At 47.3% G+C, this 25,173-nt stretch carries 28 protein-coding genes; 14 read left to right on the top strand and 14 right to left on the bottom strand.

What is annotated here, in order from left to right; translation table 11 throughout:
• Positions 1 to 40: 40 nt before the first annotated feature.
• A complete protein-coding gene (locus D6M16_RS12010; RefSeq protein ID WP_120512129.1) occupies positions 41 to 724 on the bottom strand; it encodes a cupin domain-containing protein in 684 nt (227 codons plus the stop codon).
• Positions 725 to 981: 257 nt separating this feature from the next.
• On the opposite strand from D6M16_RS12010, the gene D6M16_RS12005 reads away from it, so the two are divergent.
• Together D6M16_RS12005 and D6M16_RS12000 are read left to right on the top strand one after the other, a co-directional pair.
• Entirely contained in the window at positions 982 to 2,106 is a 1,125-nt protein-coding gene (locus tag D6M16_RS12005) for a fatty acid desaturase (RefSeq protein ID WP_120512128.1), read from the top strand.
• A 293-nt stretch (positions 2,107 to 2,399) separates the two neighbouring features.
• A complete protein-coding gene (locus D6M16_RS12000; RefSeq protein WP_120512127.1) occupies positions 2,400 to 3,341 on the top strand; it encodes a L,D-transpeptidase family protein in 942 nt (313 codons plus the stop codon).
• 128 nt (positions 3,342 to 3,469) lie between these two features.
• On the opposite strand, the gene D6M16_RS11995 is transcribed toward D6M16_RS12000, so the two are convergent.
• From D6M16_RS11995 to D6M16_RS11980, 4 genes are all read right to left on the bottom strand, one after another.
• A complete protein-coding gene (locus tag D6M16_RS11995) occupies positions 3,470 to 3,733 on the bottom strand; it encodes an Lpp/OprI family alanine-zipper lipoprotein (RefSeq protein WP_027251090.1) in 264 nt (87 codons plus the stop codon).
• Positions 3,734 to 3,956: 223 nt separating this feature from the next.
• Complete coding sequence (locus tag D6M16_RS11990; protein WP_120512126.1) at positions 3,957 to 4,553, bottom strand: SCO family protein; 597 nt, start codon at positions 4,551 to 4,553, stop codon at positions 3,957 to 3,959.
• Complete coding sequence (locus D6M16_RS11985; protein ID WP_120512125.1) at positions 4,550 to 4,978, bottom strand: hypothetical protein; 429 nt, start codon at positions 4,976 to 4,978, stop codon at positions 4,550 to 4,552. The genes D6M16_RS11990 and D6M16_RS11985 overlap by 4 nt, the downstream gene beginning before the upstream one ends.
• A gap of 152 nt (positions 4,979 to 5,130) precedes the next feature.
• Positions 5,131 to 6,042 (bottom strand): polyprenyl-phosphate transporter, encoded by a 912-nt coding sequence (locus tag D6M16_RS11980; RefSeq protein WP_120512124.1) that lies wholly within the window; start codon positions 6,040 to 6,042, stop codon positions 5,131 to 5,133.
• Positions 6,043 to 6,276: 234 nt separating this feature from the next.
• Between D6M16_RS11980 and D6M16_RS11975 the strand changes: the two genes are divergently transcribed.
• On the top strand, positions 6,277 to 6,573 hold the full coding sequence (locus D6M16_RS11975; RefSeq protein WP_120512123.1) for a hypothetical protein: 297 nt from the start codon (positions 6,277 to 6,279) through the stop codon (positions 6,571 to 6,573).
• 2 nt (positions 6,574 to 6,575) lie between these two features.
• Here the strand turns inward: D6M16_RS11975 and pdsS are convergent, their stop codons facing one another.
• Positions 6,576 to 8,768 carry a proteobacterial dedicated sortase system histidine kinase gene (gene pdsS, locus D6M16_RS11970; protein ID WP_120512122.1) on the bottom strand — a complete coding sequence of 731 codons (2,193 nt, stop codon included), beginning with the start codon at positions 8,766 to 8,768 and terminating at the stop codon, positions 6,576 to 6,578.
• Positions 8,756 to 9,442: a proteobacterial dedicated sortase system response regulator gene (pdsR, locus tag D6M16_RS11965; protein ID WP_120512121.1), complete on the bottom strand. Its 687-nt coding sequence runs from the start codon at positions 9,440 to 9,442 to the stop codon at positions 8,756 to 8,758. The genes pdsS and pdsR overlap by 13 nt, the downstream gene beginning before the upstream one ends.
• A gap of 241 nt (positions 9,443 to 9,683) precedes the next feature.
• Between pdsR and pdsO the strand changes: the two genes are divergently transcribed.
• On the top strand, positions 9,684 to 10,442 hold the full coding sequence (gene pdsO, locus D6M16_RS11960; protein WP_240435607.1) for a sortase-associated OmpA-like protein PdsO: 759 nt from the start codon (positions 9,684 to 9,686) through the stop codon (positions 10,440 to 10,442).
• Positions 10,443 to 10,451: 9 nt separating this feature from the next.
• Entirely contained in the window at positions 10,452 to 10,637 is a 186-nt protein-coding gene (locus D6M16_RS11955) for a hypothetical protein (RefSeq protein WP_120512120.1), read from the top strand.
• 161 nt (positions 10,638 to 10,798) lie between these two features.
• Here the strand turns inward: D6M16_RS11955 and D6M16_RS11950 are convergent, their stop codons facing one another.
• Positions 10,799 to 11,749, bottom strand: a complete 951-nt coding sequence (locus D6M16_RS11950; RefSeq protein WP_120512119.1) for a chemotaxis protein CheV — start codon at positions 11,747 to 11,749, stop codon at positions 10,799 to 10,801.
• Between the two features lie 569 nt (positions 11,750 to 12,318).
• Here D6M16_RS11950 and D6M16_RS11945 point away from each other — a divergent pair.
• Complete coding sequence (locus D6M16_RS11945; RefSeq protein WP_120512118.1) at positions 12,319 to 12,681, top strand: NADH:ubiquinone oxidoreductase; 363 nt, start codon at positions 12,319 to 12,321, stop codon at positions 12,679 to 12,681.
• Between the two features lie 64 nt (positions 12,682 to 12,745).
• Here the strand turns inward: D6M16_RS11945 and nagA are convergent, their stop codons facing one another.
• The gene (gene nagA / locus D6M16_RS11940; RefSeq protein ID WP_120512117.1) at positions 12,746 to 13,885 is read right to left on the bottom strand and encodes an N-acetylglucosamine-6-phosphate deacetylase; all 1,140 of its coding nucleotides are present in this window, start codon (positions 13,883 to 13,885) and stop codon (positions 12,746 to 12,748) included.
• Between the two features lie 131 nt (positions 13,886 to 14,016).
• On the bottom strand, positions 14,017 to 14,556 hold the full coding sequence (locus D6M16_RS11935) for a hydrolase (RefSeq protein WP_120512116.1): 540 nt from the start codon (positions 14,554 to 14,556) through the stop codon (positions 14,017 to 14,019).
• Positions 14,557 to 14,811: 255 nt separating this feature from the next.
• Here D6M16_RS11935 and D6M16_RS11930 point away from each other — a divergent pair, with 255 nt between their 5' ends.
• Positions 14,812 to 15,498 carry a VC0807 family protein gene (locus D6M16_RS11930; RefSeq protein WP_120512115.1) on the top strand — a complete coding sequence of 229 codons (687 nt, stop codon included), beginning with the start codon at positions 14,812 to 14,814 and terminating at the stop codon, positions 15,496 to 15,498.
• Positions 15,499 to 15,544: 46 nt separating this feature from the next.
• Here D6M16_RS11930 and D6M16_RS11925 read toward each other — a convergent pair whose 3' ends face one another.
• Positions 15,545 to 16,411, bottom strand: coding sequence for a DNA ligase (locus tag D6M16_RS11925; RefSeq protein WP_162941006.1), 867 nt, complete (start codon positions 16,409 to 16,411; stop codon positions 15,545 to 15,547).
• A gap of 408 nt (positions 16,412 to 16,819) precedes the next feature.
• Between D6M16_RS11925 and D6M16_RS11920 the strand changes: the two genes are divergently transcribed.
• Both D6M16_RS11920 and D6M16_RS11915 read left to right on the top strand, forming a co-directional pair.
• Positions 16,820 to 17,392 carry a chromosome segregation ATPase gene (locus tag D6M16_RS11920; RefSeq protein WP_240435606.1) on the top strand — a complete coding sequence of 191 codons (573 nt, stop codon included), beginning with the start codon at positions 16,820 to 16,822 and terminating at the stop codon, positions 17,390 to 17,392.
• Entirely contained in the window at positions 17,392 to 17,784 is a 393-nt protein-coding gene (locus D6M16_RS11915) for a cupin domain-containing protein (RefSeq protein WP_240435605.1), read from the top strand. The genes D6M16_RS11920 and D6M16_RS11915 overlap by 1 nt, the downstream gene beginning before the upstream one ends.
• Before the next feature lie 63 nt (positions 17,785 to 17,847).
• Here D6M16_RS11915 and D6M16_RS11910 read toward each other — a convergent pair whose 3' ends face one another.
• Positions 17,848 to 19,335: an FAD-dependent oxidoreductase gene (locus D6M16_RS11910; RefSeq protein WP_120513146.1), complete on the bottom strand. Its 1,488-nt coding sequence runs from the start codon at positions 19,333 to 19,335 to the stop codon at positions 17,848 to 17,850.
• Between the two features lie 415 nt (positions 19,336 to 19,750).
• Between D6M16_RS11910 and D6M16_RS11905 the strand changes: the two genes are divergently transcribed.
• On the top strand, positions 19,751 to 20,737 hold the full coding sequence (locus D6M16_RS11905; protein WP_120512113.1) for an OmpA family protein: 987 nt from the start codon (positions 19,751 to 19,753) through the stop codon (positions 20,735 to 20,737).
• Positions 20,738 to 20,825: 88 nt separating this feature from the next.
• Here D6M16_RS11905 and D6M16_RS11900 read toward each other — a convergent pair whose 3' ends face one another.
• A complete protein-coding gene (locus tag D6M16_RS11900) occupies positions 20,826 to 21,623 on the bottom strand; it encodes a M48 family metallopeptidase (protein ID WP_162941005.1) in 798 nt (265 codons plus the stop codon).
• Between the two features lie 105 nt (positions 21,624 to 21,728).
• On the opposite strand from D6M16_RS11900, the gene D6M16_RS11895 reads away from it, so the two are divergent.
• From D6M16_RS11895 to D6M16_RS11880, 4 genes are all read left to right on the top strand, one after another.
• A complete protein-coding gene (locus D6M16_RS11895; RefSeq protein ID WP_120512112.1) occupies positions 21,729 to 22,166 on the top strand; it encodes a hotdog fold thioesterase in 438 nt (145 codons plus the stop codon).
• Entirely contained in the window at positions 22,163 to 22,405 is a 243-nt protein-coding gene (locus D6M16_RS11890) for a DUF3389 domain-containing protein (RefSeq protein ID WP_120512111.1), read from the top strand. Before D6M16_RS11895 ends, D6M16_RS11890 begins: the two co-directional genes overlap by 4 nt.
• 189 nt (positions 22,406 to 22,594) lie before the next feature.
• Entirely contained in the window at positions 22,595 to 23,500 is a 906-nt protein-coding gene (locus D6M16_RS11885) for a phosphotransferase (protein WP_120512110.1), read from the top strand.
• A 58-nt stretch (positions 23,501 to 23,558) separates the two neighbouring features.
• Positions 23,559 to 24,197: a putative ATP-dependent zinc protease gene (locus D6M16_RS11880; protein ID WP_162941004.1), complete on the top strand. Its 639-nt coding sequence runs from the start codon at positions 23,559 to 23,561 to the stop codon at positions 24,195 to 24,197.
• A gap of 75 nt (positions 24,198 to 24,272) precedes the next feature.
• Here D6M16_RS11880 and D6M16_RS11875 read toward each other — a convergent pair whose 3' ends face one another.
• The gene (locus D6M16_RS11875) at positions 24,273 to 25,088 is read right to left on the bottom strand and encodes a DUF2797 domain-containing protein (protein WP_120512108.1); all 816 of its coding nucleotides are present in this window, start codon (positions 25,086 to 25,088) and stop codon (positions 24,273 to 24,275) included.
• Positions 25,089 to 25,173: the final 85 nt, after the last annotated feature.

Below are 25,173 nucleotides of genomic sequence, written 5' to 3'. Positions count from 1 at the left end.
GGAAAGCCAGGTTACCGCTGTTTGTGAAAACCGCCGTCTGTTATTGAGTGATATGGCCCGTTTTTACTAACAGCAGACAGCCATCTCTGGTTGCGGGTTGGTGAGCGCTGCCCGGCGGAGTTCGCAGCCAGAAACCTTCGCCATATTCTCCCCACTCATCATAAAAGCTGCCAGCAAGAATATAGATTTCCAGACCACCTTCGTAATTTTGTGGTGGTAGCGTTGAACCTGCACGCCATTGCATGATGACGGTGCGGTCTGAGCCATAACCATGCAGGGGGAGCACTGACTGCCCCGGGTAATGGCCGGGTTGCCATCTGGCGTTATGGGTATCAATTCTCAGTGGTTCACTATCACCTTCCGGGAACATGTTCAGTTTGACATACAAGGTGCAGCCGCTGTCGCTGGCGGGGGCATGACGGGTGTTTGCCGGGTTCCGGATATAGGTGCCAGCCGGGTAGTGGCCAAACTCGTCCTGAAAGATGCCACTGACGACAAAGATCTCTTCGCCGTTTGGATGATAATGGGTTGAAAAGTGCGTGTTGGGTTCATAACGGACAATACTGGTGACTTCACCCGACTCTTTTGCCTCCCGCTCCAGCGGAATACGCCACACGCCTGTTGCCGGGGATGCCAGCCAGTGTTGTGCCTGGGTGTTGATCACAACACGTTTATCTCTGTTCATGTTAATCGGCTCAAAAGGAGCCTCAGAGGTGGAACTCATGGTTTTGTCTCCATGCGTAAGCTTGAAGCTGCTTACTAAAGTGTAGTTAATTCACTGCAGCCGGAAAGTCTGCTGAACCTGTCACAGTGTTGTATCGTGATAGCTGATGGCGATTGGCTTCTTTTTTGAACGCATATTTTTGCCCCCAAGATGTCAAGCTGTGATGTAAAGCAGTAAATCTCAGACTTTTACGATTGACCTGAGCGGCATGCTTGCTATTCTAGCGAACACTTGTACGCCGAAAGACAGAGAATGACATGTCACATCCAAAGCCGCCAATCATCTGGCTCAACGTAATTATCTTTACCCTTACTTTTTCCATCGCTGCGATTGGTGCACCTCTTTATGCTTACTTTGTCGGGTTCGACTGGCAGCAAGGGCTGATGCTGCTGGCAGCTTTCAGCTACTGTGGTCTGTCTATTACCGCGGGTTATCACCGTCTTTGGTCGCATAAGGCGTATGAAGCAAATGCTGTCGTGCGTTTTATCTATGCGATTGGCGGTGCATTCGCGCTGCAAAACAGCATTTTGCACTGGTCATCTGATCACCGGATTCACCATCGCCATGTGGACAATAACGATGTTGATCCGTACTCCGCCAAGCGTGGTTTTTTCTATAGCCACATCGGCTGGATGCTTCGTGAATATCAGGCACACCGCTACACGGATTACTCAAACTGCCGCGATTTACAAAAAGACAAGATCGTCATGTGGCAGCACAAGTACTACGTACCGCTGGCAGTGGCGACGAATGTGGGTATCCCGCTGCTGTTCGGTGTTTTGCACGGAGATGTCTGGGGAGCGTTGCTGTTAGTCGGGGTTGTTCGTCTGGTACTCAGTCATCACACTACCTTCTTTATCAATTCGCTGGCCCATATCTGGGGTTCGCAACCCTATACGGATAAAAATACGGCGCGGGACAATGGCTTTCTGGCTTTTCTTACCTTTGGTGAGGGCTATCATAACTACCATCACATCTTTGAAAATGACTACCGGAACGGCATCCGCTGGTGGCAGTTTGATCCGACTAAGTGGTTAATAAGAAGTCTGTCCTGGTTCGGTCTTGCCAGCAATCTTCGCACTTGCCCGGAAGATAAAATTGAAAAAGCGAAGGCGACTATGATGCTTAAACGCATTCAGAACCGCCTGAGCACCGGGCCGGATAGCAGGGTCGTGCTGCAAAAAGTGGAAGCAGAGTATGACGTACTGATGCAGAAAATTTCTGAGTACTACGCGACCCGAAAACAATTACTTGAGGTGAAAAGACAGGCGCTTCGCGACCAGTATGACAATCTGGATATTGTGAAGCAGTACCAGGAAATCAAAGCCCGCCTGGAACAACAGCGCCGCGACTGGAAATTACTGACAGCACAATATGTCTGAGTCCGGACTGAGTGAACAGAAAAGCGGGCAATGCCCGCTTTTTTTGCATCCATAGTTCTACATGAGTTCCATTGCTTACCGCCCACCGCCACTTAATTGACGTAAACCTGACCTGGTAATTGCAGGAGCTGGGTACACTGATTGTCAAATTCAGAAAGTGATCAAAGCTAGATTTTGTGTCATATATAAGAAAATCGCCGTCACTTACTGAGTAAAGATCAAACTTTGCCATAATAATTAAGGTTCTGTTGCCCAACTTTTTGGGTGGAATATCAACTGGCTCTCAGTTGCTTATGTCAACAGACTTCATCGATCTGGAGGCTTTCGTGTATCGCTCATTACTTTGTACTCTGATTGGCCTGGCTTCAATGGGTGCGAATGCTATTGAATACCAACTCCCTTCTGACGGCAGTAAGCTCGTCGGCAAAGTGGAGTATTACCAGGTTCCCGAGAATGAAAAAGAGAGTATCGCTGACATAGCTAACCACTTCGACGTGGGCTTTTTGGCTGTGATGGAAGCAAATAAAGGGGTTGATCCTTTTTTGCCTGAACCGGGAACAATGCTGACCATTCCGACCCGACTCATTTTGCCTGATGCTCCGCATGAGGGCATAGTGATCAACCTTGCTGAATTGCGTTTGTACTATTTCCCGCCTGATAAAGACTCTGTCTATGTGTTTCCTATTGGGATTGGCCGGATCGGCCGGGAAACACCTGTGATGACAACGTCAATCAGTCAGAAAATCGTGGGGCCAACCTGGACACCTACAGCGAATATTCGCAAAGAGTATCGGGAAGAACGTGGTATTGAACTGCCTGCTGTCATTCCGGCGGGCCCTGATAACCCACTGGGTGAGTATGCGATGCGACTAGCTCACAGCCGTGGTGAATATCTGATACACGGTACAAACAAAGACTTCGGTATTGGTATGCGTGTCAGCTCAGGGTGTATCCGTATGAATCCGTGGGATATTGAGTGGTTGTTCCCGCAGATACCGAAAGGCACTAAAGTGCGGGTCATCAATCAGCCGCTGAAAGAAACTCGTGAGCCGGATGGCAGCCTGTATGTGGAAGTGCATCAGCCATTGTCAAAATCAGAGGCTGAAGCGGGTCAGGCTAAAGTCGTGAAGCCAAGTCGTGCGCTTGTGAGTGCTGTAGAAAGTGATAAACAAGCTATCTCGCGCTTGTCTCAGGCTTTACAATCGCAAGAAGGTGTACCTATTGCCATTGATTGATAAAAGGCTCACACGGGCTGTCAGGCAGCTTGTGTGATATCTGTCGTCACGACCCTGTTTAAGTGAAGCCAGAAATCTGACATAAAAAAAGAGTGGAGCTAATAGCTCCACTCTTTTTGTCGTTTTTATTACTTACGATACGAACTAGCCATGTTGTCAATACGCTGGTTAGCACGCATTGCTTCCTGGTAAGCAGCATCTGCAGAAGCACGAGCGTCGTTAACGGCGCCGGCCATCTGATCTTGCTGACTTTGCAGTGCACCTACTTGGTCAGAAAGCATGTCTACTTTATTGGTTAGTTGTTGCATCTGATCTACTTCATCTGAGCTTGAACAGCCAATCAACGTTGCACTCAGAATGATACCAGTAAGGATAGATAATGAACGGTTCATTTTTCTTTCTTCTCCTTTGTTTTTGCCACTACAGACCGAGTGTAAAAATTTATCAGTCGGCAGAATTAGTATGGCATATGTTATTCAAATTGCTCATCCAAGAAGCTTTTTTCCCAAAAAAAATTCTCTCAAAGACGAGAAAAAGCCCGTGAACGACAGCAAGAATGCGGCCTTTCGCCGTTTGAGTCAATGCACGCTATGTGAATGATATGTCAAATCTTCTTCACGCTTTCTCATTCAAGAGACGTTCATTCCTGTCAATAGCGTCTACCAGGATATTAGGATTTAAGGTGTGAGGCACTTTTTCTAACAAGGTGCCGTCGGGTTTTAACAGATAAAAGTACGAACTGTGATCGACGGAATATTCCAATGCTGAATCTTCCTGCTTGGTTTTCATATAGAGAACGCCATACTTCTTCGCCAGTAATTGGGTTTGTTCCATCGTCCCCGTCATACCTGTAATATCTTTATGGAAATATTGAGCGTATTGAGCACTTTTTTCAGGTGTATCCCTTTCTGGATCTAAAGTAATAAAAACGGGCCAAACCTTATTTAATTCATCCTGGGAGATGGCTTTCAAAGCGGCACCCAAAATAGCCAGAGACGTTGGGCAGACATCCGGACAATGCGTGAAACCAAAGTAGACAACACGCAGGCGGTTATCATTGGTATTGAACAGATCGACAGTCTCCTGACCGCTCTCGAGCTGACCACTTGACTGTTGAGCTTCTGCAACGCTGACATCATGACTGTCTACGAGGTAACGGGTAGCAAGGCCAGCAATCAGGGCTACGGCCAGAATTATCCATTGAAATTTCACTGTGTCATCCTTAAGGAAACGTAGAGAGGTGTATGGGAACCGGATTCTGAGGTGATCTTGCCTTGCCAGGTCATAGCATCCTGTGTACAGAAAGGCAGCATGAGATCACCAGAAAAGCTGTCATCCGGTTGCCGGGTTAATTGTAGCTGATATTGTCCCATCATCATTTCGTGGCCTTCCAGGGTGAGAAGAAGGGTATTTGTCTCTTCCGGCAGTTCAGGCCAGCGGATGGTCATTGTGGTGGGTTGCAGCGGATGAACAATATTGTCGCTCAGTATGATGCTGGCATTGTTCTGGTTACAGTTTGTCTGACTGAGTTCGCAGGCTTGCGAGCTGTCATAAATCGTCTCTGAGCGGAAGAATGCTGGTAGCCACTCCAGGGCAGCAAAGCCCAGGCTGAACATCAGGATGAGCTTTATCGGCATTGTCCAATACGATGAAAGAAGCTTGTCGGACATTGGTTTCTCGCGTAAGTATCATGTGTTCAATAAACTGCGATATGGTATCACGCTTTTTGTGGTGGTCGCAGTTCTGCGAATAAAGGCCGCCAGTGGCAGCCTTATCATTCACTCAAGATTTAGTCCGCTGCAAATTTTTCCAGTCCCCACACGAGTAATATACCGAGCAGCATGGCAATCACTGCATAGGCAAGCAGCGCTGGCTGGCCGGTGACCTGTTCAAAGCTGAATGGCGACAGATTGTGTTCCAGAAGGGGAACCTGCTCACCGCTGGAGTTAGTGCGCCAACTGATGGTTTCTTTCCACGGCCACACTTTATTCAGTGTGCCGAGCATCAAGCCAGTCAGGAAGGTCAGCGTGAGATCGCGGTAATGACGCAGCAGCCAAGACAGTATATGAGAAAAGCACAGCAGGCCGATCACACAGCCTGTTGCAAACAGCCCCAGAGTTCCCAGTTGCAGTGATTTAGCCGCCGCCAGAATAGGGCCATACATACCCAGCAGCAGCAGAATAAAGCTGCCGGAGATGCCCGGTAAAATCATTGCACAAATCGCAATGGATCCGGCTATCACTATGTTGATACTGGTCGGCGCCATATCAATAGGATGAAGAACAGTAATACCGTAGGCAAAGGCTGTACCGGCAATAATGCACAGAATCCGTGACGCTCTCCAGTGCTGAACCTGTTTAAACATATGGACAGCGGAAATCAGGATCAGGCCAAAGAAAAAGGACCAGAGCGGGATCGGGTGCGTATGCAGCATCCAGGTGATCACTCGCGCCAGTGTCAGAATACTGGTCAGAATACCGGTGAGAAGCACAATCAGGAAACCCGCGTTAATATGGGTAAGAACTGCGCGGATGCCCTGTTGGCGCCACAAAGATAGCAGGCTGGGGTTGATGCGTCTGATACTTTCCAGCAGTGTATCGTAAATACCGGTTATAAAAGCGATTGTACCACCGGAAACGCCGGGAACGACATCTGCCGCACCCATAGCCAATCCCTTAAGAAATGTAAAAACGTTACTCATTTGATTCAGGTATAGTTGTTATGAAAGTGAAGGCATTATACCGACTTAGTGTCAAAACGGTATGAGCACTTTGTTGAGTTCAGAGGGAAAATGTAACGGCAGATGAGTCTTTCTGAGGCCTGTCGCTGTCAGCAATTGGTAAATTGTCTCAAGATTCGATCATTATTTGCTGCTAATTTGCTTAACTCTAAAGTATGGGCCTGTACGGTTCATACTTGAACAAAGGTGAGCAAGATGAAATGGAACAGTGTGATGTTATCAGCGCTGGCGGTTTCTGGAGTATTCGTCGCAAGTGTTCAGTCGGAAGGATTACTGATGTCTTATGACGAATATATGGAGCGGTGCACCGAAACATATGGCACCGACAGGGCCACCATCAGTGTCTGCGAAAATCAGTATCTGACTATGTATGCCAAAGACGAAGAGGTGACAGCCCAGGCTGAGACACAGTTGCCGGGTACTGAGCCCTCTTCAGATTCTTCAGAGCCTCAATCCTCTGTACCTGAGACTGATACCGAGCAACCGGAATAAACTCAGGTATTTGTTGCCGTTCTCAGTGGCAGAGTTACGGCGACAGTGACACCCAGACAATCATGGCGGTTTCTGATTGCGATCTGCCCTGCGTGATAATCCACGATCAACCGCGCAATATACAGGCCAAGCCCGAGATGGGGTTTGTCCTGATGTACCTGGCTGCGAACAGATACCATGGAATGCAACAGCTGGTCTGCCATATCATCCGGTAAAAGTGGCCCCTGATTACTGACAGTCAGCGTCGCATGTTTGTCAGTTTGTGACAGTGTGACTTCTATCTGGCTGTTCGGGTGGCTGAATTCAACGGCGTTAGCGATCAGTTTGTCCAGTAACTGAGCCAGAAAGTCGGGGGCACCGGTAATTCTGACCGGGCTTTTTGGCACCTGCACCTGAAAGTGCTGGTCTGTGAAGGCGAACTGATAACCTTGCATACAGCCGCTGATCAATTCATTCAGCGCAAACTCTTCCATGTCTGCCCCTTGAAGACTTTGTTCAATGCGGGTGGCTTCAGTCATGCTGGATAAAATGGTACTCAGCCGACGAATACCTTCCTGTGCCCGCTCGATATAACGCTGTTCCTCAGGATTGAGGGTGGACATAGAAAGGTTATCCAGTGAAGAGCGCACGACAGCAACGGGTGTACGCAGTTCATGTGACAGGCGCGAAGACAGGTTTTCCAGGTAATGATTATATTGTCCGAGCCGGCTGACCATGTTTGCCAGGCTGCGGGATAAATCACCGACTTCATCTTTTGACGTAGACGCAGTGATCGCTTCTCGAATTCGCCCCTGTGCATCAATGGACTGCTCTGCCTGATCACGTAACCGGCGGATACGGCCTGAGAGGCTTGAGGCAAAGAGGAAAAGAATAATGGCAGCGATGATGATAATCGCCAGTAGCACGTTAAAGAGTTGTTCCAGAGCCCGGTTCTTCAGGGTTTGAACGCCCTGGGTCGATTCTTCAGCGACCACGGCCCCCATCACTTTGTCATCCAGCCAGATGGGGTAGGCGGCGGACAGAATCATTGCTTTGCCGTCACTCGATGGCCGCCAGTGGGCGTAACCGCGCCCCTGCAAAGCTTGATCAACATTGACGCCTGTGATGAGAGCAGGATCGGCGGGTTTGTCGTCAAACGGGGCGGGTTCTGATAAGAGAAAGGTGTAATAAAGCGGGCGCAGCAGGTGTTGATCCAGCCAGGAGCCTAAACCATGCTCTTCTTCATCATAGCGCACAGACGTTGCCCACACTCCGTCTGAATGTCGAATATCGCCGGATTGCGCCAGTACGCGCTGGTGACGATCCACCACCCAGATACGTGAACTGCTGTGTCCCATGCCTTTAACTATGTGCTCGATTTCCGGTGAGGGCAGCAGCACTGTGCCCAAATCAGCGGCTGTTTTGGCGTTGGCTGTGCCTATGATGGTCTCTACATCGCGATGGGTGTCATGGTTGACATCATAAACAGAAACGGACAAGCGCTGTCCGAGTTGTGGCAAGGGCAGGCTGATTTCCAGCGAATAGCCATCCTGACTGGGTTGCCATTGCGCTGTAATCAGGTTAGTGGGAGAAAACAGGTTTGGCTCGTCAAGCTCATCGGTGATCATCCAGGCTGAAGTCAGGCCATCTTCTTCAAGTGCAATCAGATAGCGCTGGAAATCACCCTGTGGGGTTGTCAGTGCCAATATCAGATGATCGTTCCGGTCGACCTGATGACTGTTTGAGCGGCGCAAAACCGTGTGTCTGTCCTTGACTTTCATGGCGGCAAAAAATTGCTGGTTGTGCCGCCCGGTGATCAGATAGAAATCGGTTTGCCCCTGTTGGTAGGGACGCTGGCTGAATCTGACATACTGACGCCCGTAGTAATGCATCTTGGCATCAAGATCCTCCGGCCAGTCTGCAAGGCTTCCGTCAATGGTAATTGAACTAGGCAGGTCGTAGACGTATAAATCGCGACCATGCTGAACCCGTGGCAGGAAACTGGCTTGCTGGCTGAACAGCGCAGGGCGTTCGTTCAACGCAGTGGCGATGGCTCTGGCCGTGCCAATCAGGGTTTGTTCCTGTCCCTGACGGAGCAGTTTTTCTATTTCGAGAACGAACCGATAGCCAAACCAGGGTAGGGTGAGCAACAGGCTGGCGATGATAACGATCTTAACGCGAAGACCGGCGGCGAGTCGTGCAGTCAGGCTCCCCATCGGTATCCCATTCCGTAGACAGTGTGAATATGATCAAAGCTGGCATCATGCTGGGCAAATTTCTTGCGTATCCGTTTGATATGAGAGGTGATGGTACTGTCATCGACAACGACATGGGCATCCTCCATCAAATCCTGACGACTTCTGACATGGCCCGGACGTTTTGCCAGCGCGTATACCATCCAGAACTCAGTCACAGTCAAATCTATGTGCTGTTCCTGCCAGAAGATCTGCATTTTGTTTTGGTCAATGGTCAACGCTCCCCTGTGTAGCAGGGTCTCTTCTGTTGCAGGAGCAGACATCAGTTCACTGCGCCGGAATAAAGCGGCAATTCTCGCCATTAAATGGGGCAGGCTGATGTCTTTGGTGAGATAGTCATCCGCCCCCATTCGCAACCCGCAAACCGTATCAAAGTCGCTGTCACGGGCAGTCAGAAAAATAATGGGAACAGTGGGAGACAGTGCGCGTAATGACTGACAAAGTGCGAATCCGCCGTCGATCTCATGACCTAAACCGATATCTATGATGGCCAGATCGGGCAGTTTGATATCGAATGCCTGCTGCGCCTGCTGGCGGTCAGCATAGCCCTGCACTTTGTAACCGTGCTTTTTCAGCACATCCATGTAGTTTTCACGAATCGCCGCTTCGTCTTCAACAATGGCTATATGTTTCATTGATTGCTTCATCATTCACCCGGGAGATGACTGACTATACCTGAACTGGCGGGCTAAAAAAGTGCAAATCAGCCTTCAACGTCAATTGCCATAATCTTGCCACATTTGATCAGCACATTGCCTTTTTCTCTCCCTCTTATTGCCTGAACACTTTGTTTTAATTCTCTCATCGGCAAACGAGAGCTGCATTCACGGCCTCAGATGCTTTTTCGGATAACACAGAAATGATGAGGAAAATCAGATGAACGACATGATGAAAAAACAGGCGCTTTCCCTTTTGGTCGCTACAGCCATTTTGGGTGCCAGCACTCAGGTTCATGCAGGCCAGCAGAGTGCAGCACACTCTGAGCCGGTTGCTCAGCAAGAACAATGGATTGGTATGGGGTCCGGTGCCGCTGTCGGCGGTTTGGTGGGTGGTCCGGTAGGTGCCGTGATTGGTGCAATGGTTGGCGGAATTATGGGCACAGCCGTCGGCCAGGAAGATTATATCGCCAGCCAGACTGCGCGTTTGAGTGAGCAACAAAAAACGATTGTCGCTTTGAATGAGCGTAATGCCGAGCTAGAGCCTGTACTGAACAGCTATCAGGAAATGCAACATGAAATGGCCAGCCTGCGCGAGACACAACAAAAGCATGATATGGCGCTAGCCATGAATGTGCACTTCCGAACGGGTTCTGCGGTGATTGAACCCCATTTTCAGGCACAGCTGGATGAAATAGCAGAACTGATGAAGCAATCGCCGGAAATTAACTGGGAATTATCAGGCTATGCAGACCGCCGTGGCGGGGCGGAACGTAACCAGGCGCTTTCTGAAGAGCGTGCTACTGCCGTCAGGGATTACCTGGAATCACGGGGTGCGAATCCACTGCAACTTGTCACCATTGCTTATGGGGAAGAAGAACCGCTCAAAATGGATGAGAGCTGGGAGTATGACTTCTTTGATCGTCGTGTCACCTTGCGTAGCCAGCAGGGACCGGTTCAGACAGCACAGTCGCATTAAGGGGGAGATATGGAATCAACGGCCCATTTTACGCTCAGCAGTTGCTTAATACCGATAGCGGTTCTGGTGATGTTTACGATGCAGTTAGCGATAAAAAGTGACGAGAGCACATTTTCAGTCAGTCATCAGATTGAGGCGAAGGGATTCAATGACGGTATCTGGCAAGATATGGACAGTATTTCACCTAATCAGTAACTTGACTGAGTATCAGGGGAGCCGGATTGGACTGGCCCCTGAACTCAGAACGGTAACACTGCTAAAGCTGACATTACTGCATCTTAGTTTGGTGTATTGCTGAACAGACAACGCGCTTTTCATTCTTGTCTGCCAAACGCTGTGAGTAAGCCCGTGGTGAACTATACGGGCTGCTTTAGGGTTTCTCTCAGCCTGTCCTGAACCACTTCAACCAAAAGATCCGGCTGGAATTTAGAAATGAAACGGTTACAACCTACTTTATCTACCATAGCCTGGTTGAAGCTTCCGCTGAGCGAGGTGTTGAGCGCAATGAACAGATCTTTCATCCGCTCATCATTGCGGACTTCGTGAGTCAGGCGATAACCATCCATTTCCGGCATTTCAGCGTCGGTGAACATCATCAGGATCTCGTGATTCACGTTTTTTCCTTCATCACACCAGCCTTTGAGAATATCCAGTGCTTTTTGCCCATTGATAGCTTCAATGATTTCCAGGCCTAGCTGAGACAATGTATCCCTGATTTGTGCTCTCGCGGTTGAAGAATCGTCGACAATCAGAATTTTGCGCCCATGAAACTGACTGACTAAATGCTGATCGAGAATATCGTCAGAAATGTCTGTGTTGTATGACACAATCTGAGCCAGTACCTTTTCCACATCGACTATGCTGACCAGCCTCTCAACACCCTCTCTTTTGATTCGTGTAATGGCGGTAAGATAATTGTTTTTCCCGACCTGACTCGGTGGTGGCTGAATGTCCTGCCAGGTCATATTGGCAATGTTCATGACCGGTCCGACGAGAAAGCCCTGAACGCTTCGATTGTACTCAGTAATGATGAGGTTGGTTTCAGTGCTTTCTTCCGTTGCTCTTACACCAATAGCCTTTTGTAAATCAATGATGGGAATCGATTGTCCGCGAATGTTGGCGACGCCACAGACACTGGAATGACTGCCTGGCAGCGAATGCAGATGCGGCTGTTTGACGATTTCACGCACTTTGAATACGTTAATCGCAAATAATTGAGCAGAATGAAGCCGGAAAATCAGCAATTCAAGGCGGTTCTCTCCAACAAGCTGTGTACGAAGATCGACTGCATCAAGAATGGTCGTCATAAAATGCCCGTAAATGTGGTTTTTGTTCTGAATTTCAGCAAATTATAGAGAGAGGAAGCCAATAATCCTAACGAAGGTTACAAAGGTAAGAGCAACATCCCAGTTTCATAATGAATGTGCCGAAAGAAGAGCGCATCCAGCTCGTTTTTACCGCTGCCGCTGCTGATGGCTCAGGTTTGTCACACTTTTCGCTTTGTTGAGTTCTAAAGTGAAAATTCAGTATTAGCTGCTGCTTTTCATGATAAAAATGGCCTTATAGCATTGATCTCCCCTGATATGGGCACTCGAATTCTGAATTTTATTTTGCAGATATGGTCTTTGCAGCGATATCCTGCTAGCGGCGTATTTGTTAACTGTTTTGTAACTTTTTGCCCGAAGTTGTTTCCTGTTAGGTATTTATAATGTTTCAGAATGTAAATGGCTGAAATTGAAACATTTTAGTAACAATGCTGAGAAGAGCGATCACTATTAAACCTCCGCAAAACCTGAAACAATAGCCACAAAAGGGCGATTTGGTGAACGAGTTGGCGCCCACTGTCATTAACGTCAGGGTTTTGAGTGAGGTTCTTATGAAGTTCTTGATCATTCTCGCTGTATCGGTTGCTGCCGGTGTTTTCTCAGGGGAACATCTTCATTCATTTATGGCTGGTTTTGGCATAGCTTCTCTGGCGGTAGGTACGGCCTATTGGTTGGCATTCCGGGCGACACGTTATCCTCAACTGGCATTCATGCTGCTGCTAACCGGGTTAATGGCTAAGATGGGTGTCACTGTCGCAGGCGTTATGTGGGGGCTGGAAAACCAGGTGATTAACTCACCACTGGTGTTTGCTCTGTCATATCTTTTCTTTTCTATTGTCGCGACTTATGGCTACTTCAAGCTGCGCGAATATCAACTTACCCGGCTTGAAACGGCCAAGTTTGCCAACGCATAATGCAGAAAGGGCCACAGATGAGTGGCCCTTGTCATTTACACTGTGAACACTGAATACCGCCGCTTTACACGTTATGCCGCAACCCCATCTGAACCACGCCTTTTACTTGCAGATCTGTAGTCAGTAATGCCAGATTGGCTTTATATCCGGTTTTGACCCTTCCATATTGTGTATCCAGCCCTAGCGCTTTGGCAGGGTAAAGGCTCGCCATTCGCAATGCCTCTTCTTTACTGACACCCACATGATCAATCAGGTTATGGACACCCTGAATCATGGTGATGGCCGCGCCGGCAATGGTGCCATCGGCATAATGGCATTTACCGTCAGTGACATAGGCCTTGGTGCCTGCCATATCGTATTCTTTGAGGTCAGTACCAGCAGGTGTCACAGCATCTGTGACCATAAAAAGTTTCTCTCTCAGAAGCTGGTGAGCGATTCTGATTGAGGCGTAATTCACATGAATGCCATCAACAATGATGCCGGTATAGGGCTTGTGATCAAAGATATAGCCGACAGCACCTGGCTCACGAGAGTCCAGAGGACTCATCGCATTAAACAGATGCGTGGCCATACTGATGCCGTGCTTGGCTGTGTAATCGCTATACCGGCCATTGGTATGGCCCATAGACACTACAATGTTTGCCTCTGTCAGTTTGTTGATCACCGATTGATCACAAGATTCAGGCGCCAGTGTGATGACTTTTATGCAGCGGGCATGGCGAACGAGGTACTCAGCCATTTCTTCATCAAGATCCCTGATACATTGTTCCTGATGGGCCCCTTTTTTCTGAGGGTTGATGAAAGGGCCCTCTAAATGCAGTCCCAGCACTCCTTCCAATTCCGGGCTATCAATGCTCTCAATTAACTCAATAACTTCGTTGAGTGGTTCGGCTTCGCTGGTGATAAAAGTGGGAAGATATTGGGTGGTACCGTAGCGAAGGTTGGTGGCATTCATGGTATCCAGAGTGGATTTGGCAATCTGGGTGTTTAGCAAGACGCCGCCACAACCATTTAGTTGAATGTCTATGAAACCCGCGGTGGCCAGCAGCCCTGTCCCATCCAGGCAGTCGGCCGGGAGTAATTGCCGGGACTTAGCTTCCGACATAGGCATGACGTCTGAGATGGTGTCTTTGTCAATAAAAATGGCTTGATCTTCAGTAATCGTGCTGCCATCGAACACGCTGATGTGGGTTATGGCGTACATGGGCCGGACTCCGAAAATGCAGAAGAGGAGAATAACCTATGGCTATCTTATTTTTTTTATGAAAATAAGATAGCCTGCATTGAATCCGGGATCAATTTATCATTGAGAATAATGTCATCTTTGTGACTGAATTATTTGATGAGGTTTAAGATCTGCCTGAAGCTTTCGCCTTCAGCGACACCTTGTAATTCAAAAAGCACCATTTCTGTGCACGAGACAGACGCGCCCGCCTGTTGCATACGATTCAGGGCGACTGTTTTGTTCGCCGCGTTTCGCGAAGAGACAGCATCGGAAATGACTTCGACATGGTAGCCTTTACGAAGTAAATCCATGGCAGTTTGGTAGACACATATGTGCGCTTCTATACCGACCAGCAGCACGTTCTTGCAACCTGTGGACACTAAAGCATCCATAAATGCGACCGACTGGCAACCGCTGAAACAATTTTTGGCAATTGGCGTCTGATCAGTGAGGTGATCAGCAACCTGAGCAATAGTGGGTCCAAGCTTATCGGGTAACTGCTCTAACCATATGATGGGTAATTGAAGCGCTTTTGCGCCTTGAGTCATGACTGACAGATTATGATAGAGGGTGTCACTGTCTGACATCAGGCTGGCCAGTTTTCCCTGAACATCAACGATCACCAGCACGGTTTTATTGCGATCCAGCATAGGAATGTCCTTATCTTAAATTCACCGTTATGTGCTTTTACATGAAAAGCTTAGCGGTGATTGCTCGGTATTTGTAGGGCTGACCTTGGTTCGATCTGACCATAAAGTCAAGTCGGTTTGGTATTTTGTCTGCCCTATAAGCTAAAATAGTTTGGTGAAGTTGACCAAAGCGAAAAGCCTTGTAACTTGTTTCATCTTTACATTATGGGTAAATGACGGAACAATGACCCGATATTGAAACGTACCTGAAAAACCATGACTGAAAAAAAATCGAATCCTTTTACTGATCTTATCTTCAATGTCATCGTACCGTCTGTGGTACTGATGAAGCTGAGTGGCCAGGAACAACTAGGCCCGGTCAACGCATTGATACTGGCACTGGCTTTCCCGATTGTGCTGGGCGGCTATGAACTGATCAAGCACAAGAAGTTTAACTTCATTTCGTTACTGGGCTTTGTCAGTGTATTACTGACCGGTGGAATAGGTTTACTTGAACTTGATAATCAATGGCTTGCAATTAAAGAAGCCCTGATTCCTGGTTTGATTGGACTTGTAGTGTTTGTTTCAACATTCACTAAGTATCCTGTTGTAACCAAAATGATTTTCAACGATGCCGTTCTGAACCTCTCCCTGATCAAAGAGAAATTGACACAAAACGGTAAACTCACTGAATTCAATAAATGTCTGGCACAGTCTAACTATTTGTTTGCCAGCACATTTGTGTTTTCCTCAATCATGAATTACGTACTAGCCACTACCATAGTGACTAGCCCGGCAGGTTCTGAGGCCTTTAATGAAGAGCTGGGTGAAATGACACTGCTGAGTTATCCGATGATCGCGATTCCGTCCATGCTGATGATGTTTGGCATTTTTTATTACGTCTGGCGTTCTATCCGGCGAATGACCAATCTTGAAGCTAACCAGATTTTCAAGATGCAGTAATTCAGAAAGGGCTTACCACCGAGTAAGCCCTTTTTTCATCTGCGTATCACAGCGTGGATGACGGTCTTGTACGCAGATACCGGGCAAAGCGTGGAATCTGGTTATGTGTAAACCCGTTATAACGGATGGTAACAATACTGCCGATTTCAGGGGGTATGGCACGATCTGCATCTGAAAAACCTGTACCTATCTTAAAGGGTGGCAGAGCATCCATTTTTACCCAAAGTGCCCCCATTAACCCCTGATATTTCCCCTTGCCGGGCTCATAGCCGACAACGACAGCTTCTGCATCTTCAAAGCGTTTTATTTTCACCAGGCTGTCTGACCGACCAGCGATATAGGGCTGCGAAGCAAGGTGTAACATTATTCCTTCGCCGCCATCGGCTTCTATCTCAGACAGCCAACTCTTTACCATGGCGATTGAGGGCAGTTTTCGTTGTTCTATGATGTGGGTGTAGGGATGATTTAGTGCATTGACCAGTGCGGTTACATGGCGTCGACGCTCATCAAATGAACCAGGATGTGCGGGGGCATCAAATACCATGAATCGAATCTTTTCCCACTGTTCAGGGTTTGGCGCTGAATCCAGCACTGTTTGTGATACCAGATGAAAAGCATCTCTACCGGCCCATAATTCGCCCTCTAACATTTCATCCGGCAAGCCTTCCGTGAACCATTGTGGCGCTTGAATAGCGTGCCCTGTCCGGGTGTGTAGCTGCTTACCGTTCCAATGGGCGCGGATACCATCTAATTTTTCGCTGATCCAATAATCGGTAATTTTTGTCCCGATAGGGAGCAGAAACGAGTCATCCTGCCAGACAGCAGAAGTGGCTCTCATGGTTTGCGTTTCTTTGGCATAACTGATTGGGCTCAGCATTAAGGTGATGATTATCGCCAGCTCAGATTGCTTCATGTTCATTTCCTCCGGGGCTACTAGGGCAAAAAGTAACCGGACACTGTCATATCCTGATTGTTTTCCGAGGAGAAAAGTGGAAGAGTGCGGCAGGAATGTGATTCGGAATAGCTAATTTTCTATCGCTATCATAGACTTTGCGAATGAAACCTCAATGAAGCCTGATATAGCTCTGACATCGGTCAGCAACGGCTGTGGTAGTTTGTGTCTGTGTCGCTAGGGTAACGTCATTTGGGTATATCGGACTGTTTATCGATGCTTTATCACGTATTGAACTGGGTCGTTTGTTAGGAGAGAGGAATGGAGTTGATGTCGAACTGGAAAGTGACTCTGGTTGCCGGATTAATCGCAGGAATGCTACTGGCATCGGCAATAGGGCACATTCAGCATCAGCCAACGGTTGCGGAAATGGATCAGCTTCGTGAGATAAACACTGAGCAGGTGGAGCAAATACAAAGTCTGAGCTCGCGTTTAGAAACGATGGCGTCAATGGAAACTCAAAAAGCAATTGAATTTAAAGAGTTACAGCAACAACTTGAGCAGAAAACGCTGGAGTTATCATCAGTACGAGAAGATCATGCAAAACAAATGGCAGCCCTAAAGCAACAGAAAAAGCAGCTGGCGGTGACCAAAAAACAACTAGACACCAAAGTTGAGACGCTGACTGAAGCAACCCAGAAACAGCAGACTGTACTGTCCAACTCTAAAGCGTTATACCAGCAGCAACTGGCGCTGCAAAAACAGCTCAGTCAGGTAGAGGCTGAAGTGAAGCAAGCACGACGTGTTGCAGAAGAGTTCAAAAAACCTTGCGACGAGTTTAAATCCGGTAAGAGTTGGAATTGGGTTTCTCAGGCCGATTGTGATCGGTATGAAGCAAAATTATCTAAAGTGGCTGAAGCTGAAGTGGAACGGACGGCGCTTCAGAACGAACTTGATGAACTGAATGAGAAAATCAATGTTACATTGCCAAAAGACGAGTAATGTTCATGACAATCAACCAGTGTCAGTCTGGCAGCCTGAGCATTCAGGATGTGTTTTCCGACATACCTGATAATCTGCCGGAAGAGTTGTTTCAGACTCTGATAAATACGTCTGATGTACGTATTGAGCGAATTATTTCCCGCGGCCACCAGACGCCGCCTGGCGAGTGGTACGATCAAGATGAAGATGAATGGGTAATGGTTATTCAGGGGGCTGCCGAACTGGTATTCGATGATGGCCGCTTGCCCGTTCGTTTAGGTGAAGGCCAATGTCTCTACCTCCCGGCACATTGTCGTCACCGGGTCAGCTGGACGCTCCCCGGTGCGAATACCATTTGGCTGGCCGTATTTTTTCCGCCTGACAGTAACGACTTGTCAATTCTGCCTGAATAAAACCAGCATCAAGAAGAGACTGATGCTGTTCTGGTCCGATTTTCACTGTTCGGCCACATTAGGCTAGCCAACCGGTAAAGCTAAAGCGACTGGAAACTGACGTGCTCTCGCCAATGCTTCGGCTTTTTTGATGATAGTCGCAGCGTCAAGTTGCTGAGTAACTGTAAAGCGTGATTCCAGAGGCAATGTCAGGCCACTTTGGTCTGCGCTAATCAATCCGTCCTCTACCAGTTTTTTAATAATGATCTCTGCTGCAGTTAATGCGGACGACGCTTTCACGATCTCGGTGCGGGCATAGTGGTGGCCATCAAATGAAACATCGGCCGCGCGAAGGGAGGGATCTTCCCCCGGGATCTGTTGCGCCCCAAACAGTGGCGGGCCACCTACACTGGCTGTTTTATACGCTGGCAGATGTTTGGCAATATGCGCGATAGCTCTGTGTGTTCGTTGTTCTATATCACTGGGTTGCCAACCGTTTCTCAGCATATTTTTGTATAGCGGATTTAATACGGGCTGAGCGCTTTGTTCTGTGCTGCTGACCAGGCCATCTTTAAAGAGTGTGATGTCTTCTGTCATGCCGTGTAATTGGAAGTAGCCGTCCGGATAGGGAGTCAGTTGAGCCATTCCCTGCGGGGTACCACGTTGACCATGAAAAATAATTTCAGGCCATTCTGCTTTACTGTCTTCCCATCGGGTGACATAGGCGGCTTTAAATTCGACCAAACGTTTACGCTTGTAGTGCGCCATATCGTCTAAGGTGCCGGTTCGGTAACCACACGCATTGATCAGATAATCCACTTCCTCTTTGTAGTTGTCATGTGCGCGACTGCCATCATTATGAGAGCGGTAAGTAATTTGCCATTTACGGGTCTGACTGTCCTGCTCAATATGGGTGACTTTAGTGTGTGTTCTGACCTGGCTGTTGGGAAGCGCATCCAGACCCAGAGTCACCGTAGCGGCTAAGCGAAAGACACTTACTCCGTACTCCTGAACAAGTACGATGGGGAATTTAAAGTGATCAAGGTCAAGGTGTTTTGCGACCGGCACCATCCAGTCATCAGGAGCTGTTGCATGGTCAGGCATTTCACGTTGAGCCAGTCTTTCCAGATCTTCTCGATAATAGAGGCGGAAATAATCATCCGGCTTGCCCAATACCGCATTCGCCGCATCAATCTGAACCAACGCTTTATAGTGTTCTTCAAGCAAAGTCAGCCGGGGTAGCAATAAGTCTGGATGGCCGGGATCTTGTTTCGGAACAGCAATGACGGTGGGGCGAATATTAGCGCTGTGTTTATAGACTCTTAACGTATCGACAGACTGTGTCAGCAGCTGCAGACACTGCTCATCTGAAATATCACGATACAGATTGCCGCCGGCGTGTAGGTGGCAGATAGGAGGACCATTCACCAGGCTAGGCCCTTCTTCGAAAAGGTTGACAGAGAAACCTTGCTCGGCAAGCCGAAGCGCAATGGTAGAACCTGCCATTCCTCCGCCAATAACCCCAATTTTAAGATGGCTTAAAGGTCTGTTTGTGCCAGTTTCAGTCGTCATCAGCGGTAAATTCAACATTTTTGTAATCAGTTCTCATGCCGGACATTTTACTTGTCTGGCGCTTCGTTTGAAACAGTGAACATAAACAAACGCATTGATTGTTCATTTTTCTGTCAGTGAAAATTTACAATGTAAACATTACGCACCCGATTGCACCTTTGGGTTGCGAGACTGACTGTTAAAAATACTGACCCGAAGCCTGCCATTCTGTCTGTTGTCAGTGGTATTTTTTTGACTTGAATGACTAAGAAAGTTCCATTTCCTGACTCTGCAATAGATTGTGCTTAAAAATCGGTCCAGCTGGATGTCTTAATAAAGATATTGGCGCGCTATAACCTGCTTATTACCTTGCCAAAATTACTATTCCTGTCTAAACCCATAGAGGTAGTGGTGAACTAATAACAAGGAAAAATTTATGATTCGAATAATCAAAATTGTACCGTTGGCGATTTTTTTGTCTGGTTCAGTTGTCGCAGCGACAGAGAATCCGTGGTATTTCGGTGCCCGCGTGGGTGGTACTCATTTCAATAATTTTGATGGTGCTATCGATGGTCAGAAAAGTGATTACGGGCAAGATGACTGGGGTGGGGGTGTTTTTCTGGGTTACCAGTTCTCCCCTTTGGTTGGTTTAGAAGGCGGTTACACTTACCTTGGTGAAGCCGATTATGATTTAGGCAGTGGTGGTTTTGAAGCTTATGGTTTGGATTTAGTTGCCAAGCTGACATGGCCTGTGACAGATGTTGTTGACCTGTATGCCAAAGCGGGCGGCTTTTTCTTTAATGTTGACAACACAGTAAATGGTGCAGATGACAGTGGTACATCGGGCACTGCAGGGGTTGGGGCTGAGTTTTATATGAATCCCAACGTATCAACGCGTTTAGAATATCAATATTACAATCAGGTTGGGCGCAGTGAACCTGGTAAGACAGATATTCATTTTTACGGGTTGAGCCTAGTATATCACTGGGGAGCACCAGCGGCCGCGGCTGTTGTTGAAGAGGCAGAGCCGTTACCAGAGCCAGCACCGCTACCCGCTTCGATGATCCAGCCCATTCGCGTGGCATTACCCTTCAATTTTGACAGTAGTAAGTTAACGCAAGTTGATTTTGACCGGTTGAAACCCATTGCGGATCGCCTGGTTAATTATCCTGACAGTAAACTTCAGGTAATTGGGCACACAGATGCGTCGGGGTCGCCGGCTTATAATCAGAAACTGTCTGAAGAGCGTGCAGCAGCAGTGGCTGGTTATCTGGCGGGTTACTTCAGTATTGGTATGGACAGAATTGAGATCAAAGGCTTTGGTGAGCGTGATCCAATTGCAACCAATAATACGGAAGAAGGACGCGCTAAAAACCGTCGCGTAGAAGCTTATATGCCGGGAATGACGACTAACAATCAGTAGTTTCAGCACTTTTACCTTTTACTCAGCAAAGCCTCCTTGATTGGAGGCTTTTTCTGCTAATAACATCAATAATGGCATGTCGAGATTATCAGCCGGGCGTTTTACAGTTGGGGGATGTTGCGGTTGAAACGGGCAAACGGCCGATTTCACGGCGTAAATCATCAATGCGCGATGCATGGGAAGGGTGGGTCGACAGAATTTCAGGGGGTTGCCCGCCGCCGCTGGCTTTGTTCATGTTTTGCCAAAGCGCCACACTTTGATTCGGATCGAAACCGGCTTGTGACATCATTCGCAGCCCAATAATATCGGACTCCGATTCCTGCGCACGGCCATAAGGCATCAGAATGCCGTACTGTACACCAAGCCCGAGTCCGGCCATGGCCATTTCCTGATACTCAGTGCCACCGAGAGCGACGCTGGAGATCTGTAAACCCAGGTTGGCTAACTGAGTACGGGACAAGCGCTCGTTGCTGTGTTTGGCCAGCACATGACCAATTTCATGGCCGATAACCGTGGCCAGCTGATCCTGATTTTGTGCAACTTTCAGCAGGCCGGTGTACACGCCAATTTTTCCGCCGGGCAGCGCGAAGGCGTTAACCTGTTCACTGTCGAATACAACCACTTCCCAGCTAGGTGCTTCTGGCTGACGACCAAGGGATGCAGTTAAAGCACGGGTGACACACTGAACATAGGCATTAACCTGAGGATCAGTATTGATCTTTTCCTTTGTTTTCATCTCTTCAAAGGACTGCGCACCCAGTTGAGACATGTCCTGTTCTGAGAACAGCAGTACCTGTTGCCGGCCCGTGGGTGAATTACTGCAAGCGGTCAGCAGCAAGGCGCTTGCCAGCAAACTGGTAATGGGTAAATGGCGAAATGCTATCATAGTTCTCACTCCTCGCTTTTTAGTATATGCCATGTTGTACATCGCTTATCAGCCATTTATATAGATGTTATGCTGGCATTACCTAACCTGTTATAAGGAATTGCAATGTCGATTTGGCGAAAGAAGTTCGATCTTAACGACTTAAATCAAACGTCAGTGAACACCCTGGTTCAACACCTCGGCATCGAATACAGTACCTTTGATGACAATAGCTTAACGGCAATAATGCCAGTAGATTCAAGAACTCACCAGCCTTTTGGCATGTTGCATGGCGGCGCATCGGTTGTTCTGGCTGAATCATTAGGCTCGATTGCTGCCAACATGTGTGTCAGTGAGGATAAGTACTGTGTTGGCCTTGATATCAATGCCAATCATATGCGTGTTGTTCGTACTGGTTTTGTGAAAGGAACAGCCAGCCCTCTCCACTTAGGGGCAACGACACAAGTCTGGCAAATTACTATCACCGACGAACGGGATAATCTTGTGTGTACAAGCCGGCTAACTATGGCGGTACTGAAATATAAAAAGAAGGATGAAGCATGATTCTGACATTTAGCCAGGGCAGGATTGTTGCTAATCAGCATGAGCTGGTTATTCGCCTCGAAGGGACGGGTAAAGTGACTTTGCAGGCAAGAGCGGATGATATTCGCTTATTAAGACAGCCAAATATTATTACCGCCACCGGGAGTGGTGTGCAATGGTCAATACATTTGGATGATGACGCACAACTGCAAGCCCTGTCGGACTGTATGGGTATTGCTATTGATTCTCATCATAATTAGAGATTATTTCTTTTTATAACAATTAGCACTCCGCTACCATTTTTTGAGGGATATATCGCGAAGTTAAAATTAATGGCTTTTATCCCTGATCATTTTTCTACAAAATCAAAATATTATATTTGATTTTTCGATATGTTTTAGAGCTTGCAAATTAGCTATTTGTTAATGTAGCTATAAGAAAGGATATCTATGCAAGAGCCTCAACTTAACAGAATTGCGGTAAACGCTTTTCGTGCGCTGTTCAGCCGTTGCCCCGATTTTTGTAACTTACAATCCACTTTCTATGGTTGGGTAGCATTTCTTGCTACAGAAAAACGACGAGTGGTGATTAAATTTTGTCGCCAGGCCGGCCGGCTTAGCCAGGAAATTAATTCTGTTAATCGCTTAAAATCAATGATTGATTGTAAAGTGCCAGAAATTTTATTTTTTGGCTGTGAGGAAGGACATGAATTCATTGTTATGGAGTGGGTTGATGGTGTCCCGGCGCATGAACTGCCGAATGAACCTTATGCGCTGAAGGTATTTTCTGATGACTTTACAGAGCTTCTTATTAATATGCATAATCAACGTCATTATGAAGGGTTTGAAATAGCAGAGAATAAGTATGACTCTCAGATAATACCGGCATTTGAAACATGGATGGAACCGGTTCTACAGTACGTATTAGACGGACAATCGCCCTTCTCGGCGGAGCTGAAAAATTATTTCGAAAAACTTTGGGATGAGCGTCATTGTGTTTTGGCACCTATGAATGAACAGCCATCTTTTGTGCATGATGATTGTCATTTAGCGAATGTCCTTTTTGATGAAAAAACCTTTAAAGTGGCGGCAATTCTTGATCCTGCTGATGCAGGTATAAAGCACAGAGAGTTTGATGTGTTTCATTTAAATGATATTCGTCCCGAATTGGATCTCATTGCCCGTTATGTTGAGAAATACCCGCTTGCTGAAGGTTATGAAATAAGGCGTTGGTATTTAAGTCTTTGGGATGATGCAAAACATGCATCTAACATTGGCTGGTATGATGAGCAAAGCTTCATTTATAAACTGCAGAAATACCATGGCTTATTTAAAAGGACAGGCAGGATATTTTGAGTGATGCCGTCAAATTGTTTAGAATATGCGCGTATTCTCGACCTTTAGTGGCAACCATATGAAAAAAATGTTCGTTTTGTTTGCAATAACCCTTTTGTCGGGTTGTGTGTCTTCTACCTTGACTCAGACCTCAACTCAGAATGAGGATGCGGCACAAACTGATTCATCCATTTCGTCAGTGCCGGAGACGCAATCTGAATCAGCCAAGGCAACTCCATCTGCCCCTGTTATTGCCACGCCTGGTAAAACCAAGCCCCAAACAGTTAACACTCAACCTCCTGTTGTTAAGCCGAAGCCCAAAAAAGTGAAAACCCGTGATGGAAAGTTGATACTGGGTCAGCACGAGTGGGTATGGCTGAGTCCGGCAAAGCAGTTCGTGAAAGTACGGATTAACCATGAACAAAAAGTATCGACCCTGGGCGTGACATCACAGGTTCCCTTTGAGCGTGACGGCAATGAATGGGTCAAATTTACTGCTCGCGGTATGGACTTCGAATTACCTGTGGCCCGATGGTCGGGAAAAGAAGATACTTTGTCAGCCGTAGTCCAGGTAAGAACCATTCTTGGTGATCTTAACGCATTAACCGATTTTGCTTTGGTGGAAGGTAGGGAGGTTGTGCTTGGCGAGAATTTTACAAAAGACGTGGCGATTGTCGATTCGACTCGTGACTTTGTTCAGCCTAAAAAGAAGAAATGAAAATACGCAGTAAGACACCATCTTGATGTCACTGAGCCAGGCAGTCTGTGGCTGCCTGGCTCAGTGTGATTATACTTATCTGGTTTGTACTGAGACTTCATAGCTGGTGAATTTGCGTACATTAATCACACCAGTGTCGAATATCAGATATTGACCTTTGATGCCAAGCAGTGTCCCTTCCACCACAGGCTCTTTGTCGAAATTATGTGACTGTATTTTCTTTGGATACGTGCTTACCGGGTAGGTAAGCTCTACAATATCCTCACTAAGACGTTCAATGGAATCTGCTCCAAAATGCAGCAGCAAGTCCTGTAGTTTTTCTTCAATGGCTGGCAACAGCTTTTCTGCTTCCGCTGTTAAATCGATCGACTCTGCATCTCCTTTCAGCATTGCACGCCAGTTGGTTTTATCGGCAATAAATTCAGCTAATGCAACTTCAACTAACCCTGAAAGATGACGGTTTTTCACTTTTAGTATCGGTAAAGCCTGTGTGGCACCCTGATCAATCCAGCGTGTCGGAATCTGGGTATGGCGGGTGATCCCGACTTTAAGGCCAGAGGTATTGGACAGATACACATAGTGGGGCACCATGCAGTGTGAATCACCCCATTCTGGTTCCCGGCATGTGCCTTGTGCATAGTGGCAGGTTTCTGGCTTCATTACACACATGTCACAACGGGCCAGTTTTTTCATACACGGAAAGCAATGACCTTGCGAATAGCTCTTTTTAGTTTTTCTTCCGCAGGCATCACAGAAAATATTGCCGCTGAAAGTGAGCTGCAAGTGATGACCAATCAGCGGGTTCAGATCGAGAGTTTGATCTCCAATCAGCAGCTGATAACTGACGACATCGCCAAGCGATGAACGCATTTTACTTAATGTACCTTGCATGATAATTCTCTGCTTACATTGCTTTAGATGGGATCTCTGTCCCTGTAGTGAGAGTGTACCACCTCAGTCTCCAACAAGAAAAAAC

The organism is Photobacterium salinisoli (assembly GCF_003614885.1).
GTDB lineage: Bacteria > Pseudomonadota > Gammaproteobacteria > Enterobacterales > Vibrionaceae > Photobacterium > Photobacterium salinisoli.
The sequence above is the reverse complement of the archived record's forward strand: the minus strand, read 5'-3'. Positions and strand labels throughout refer to the sequence as shown.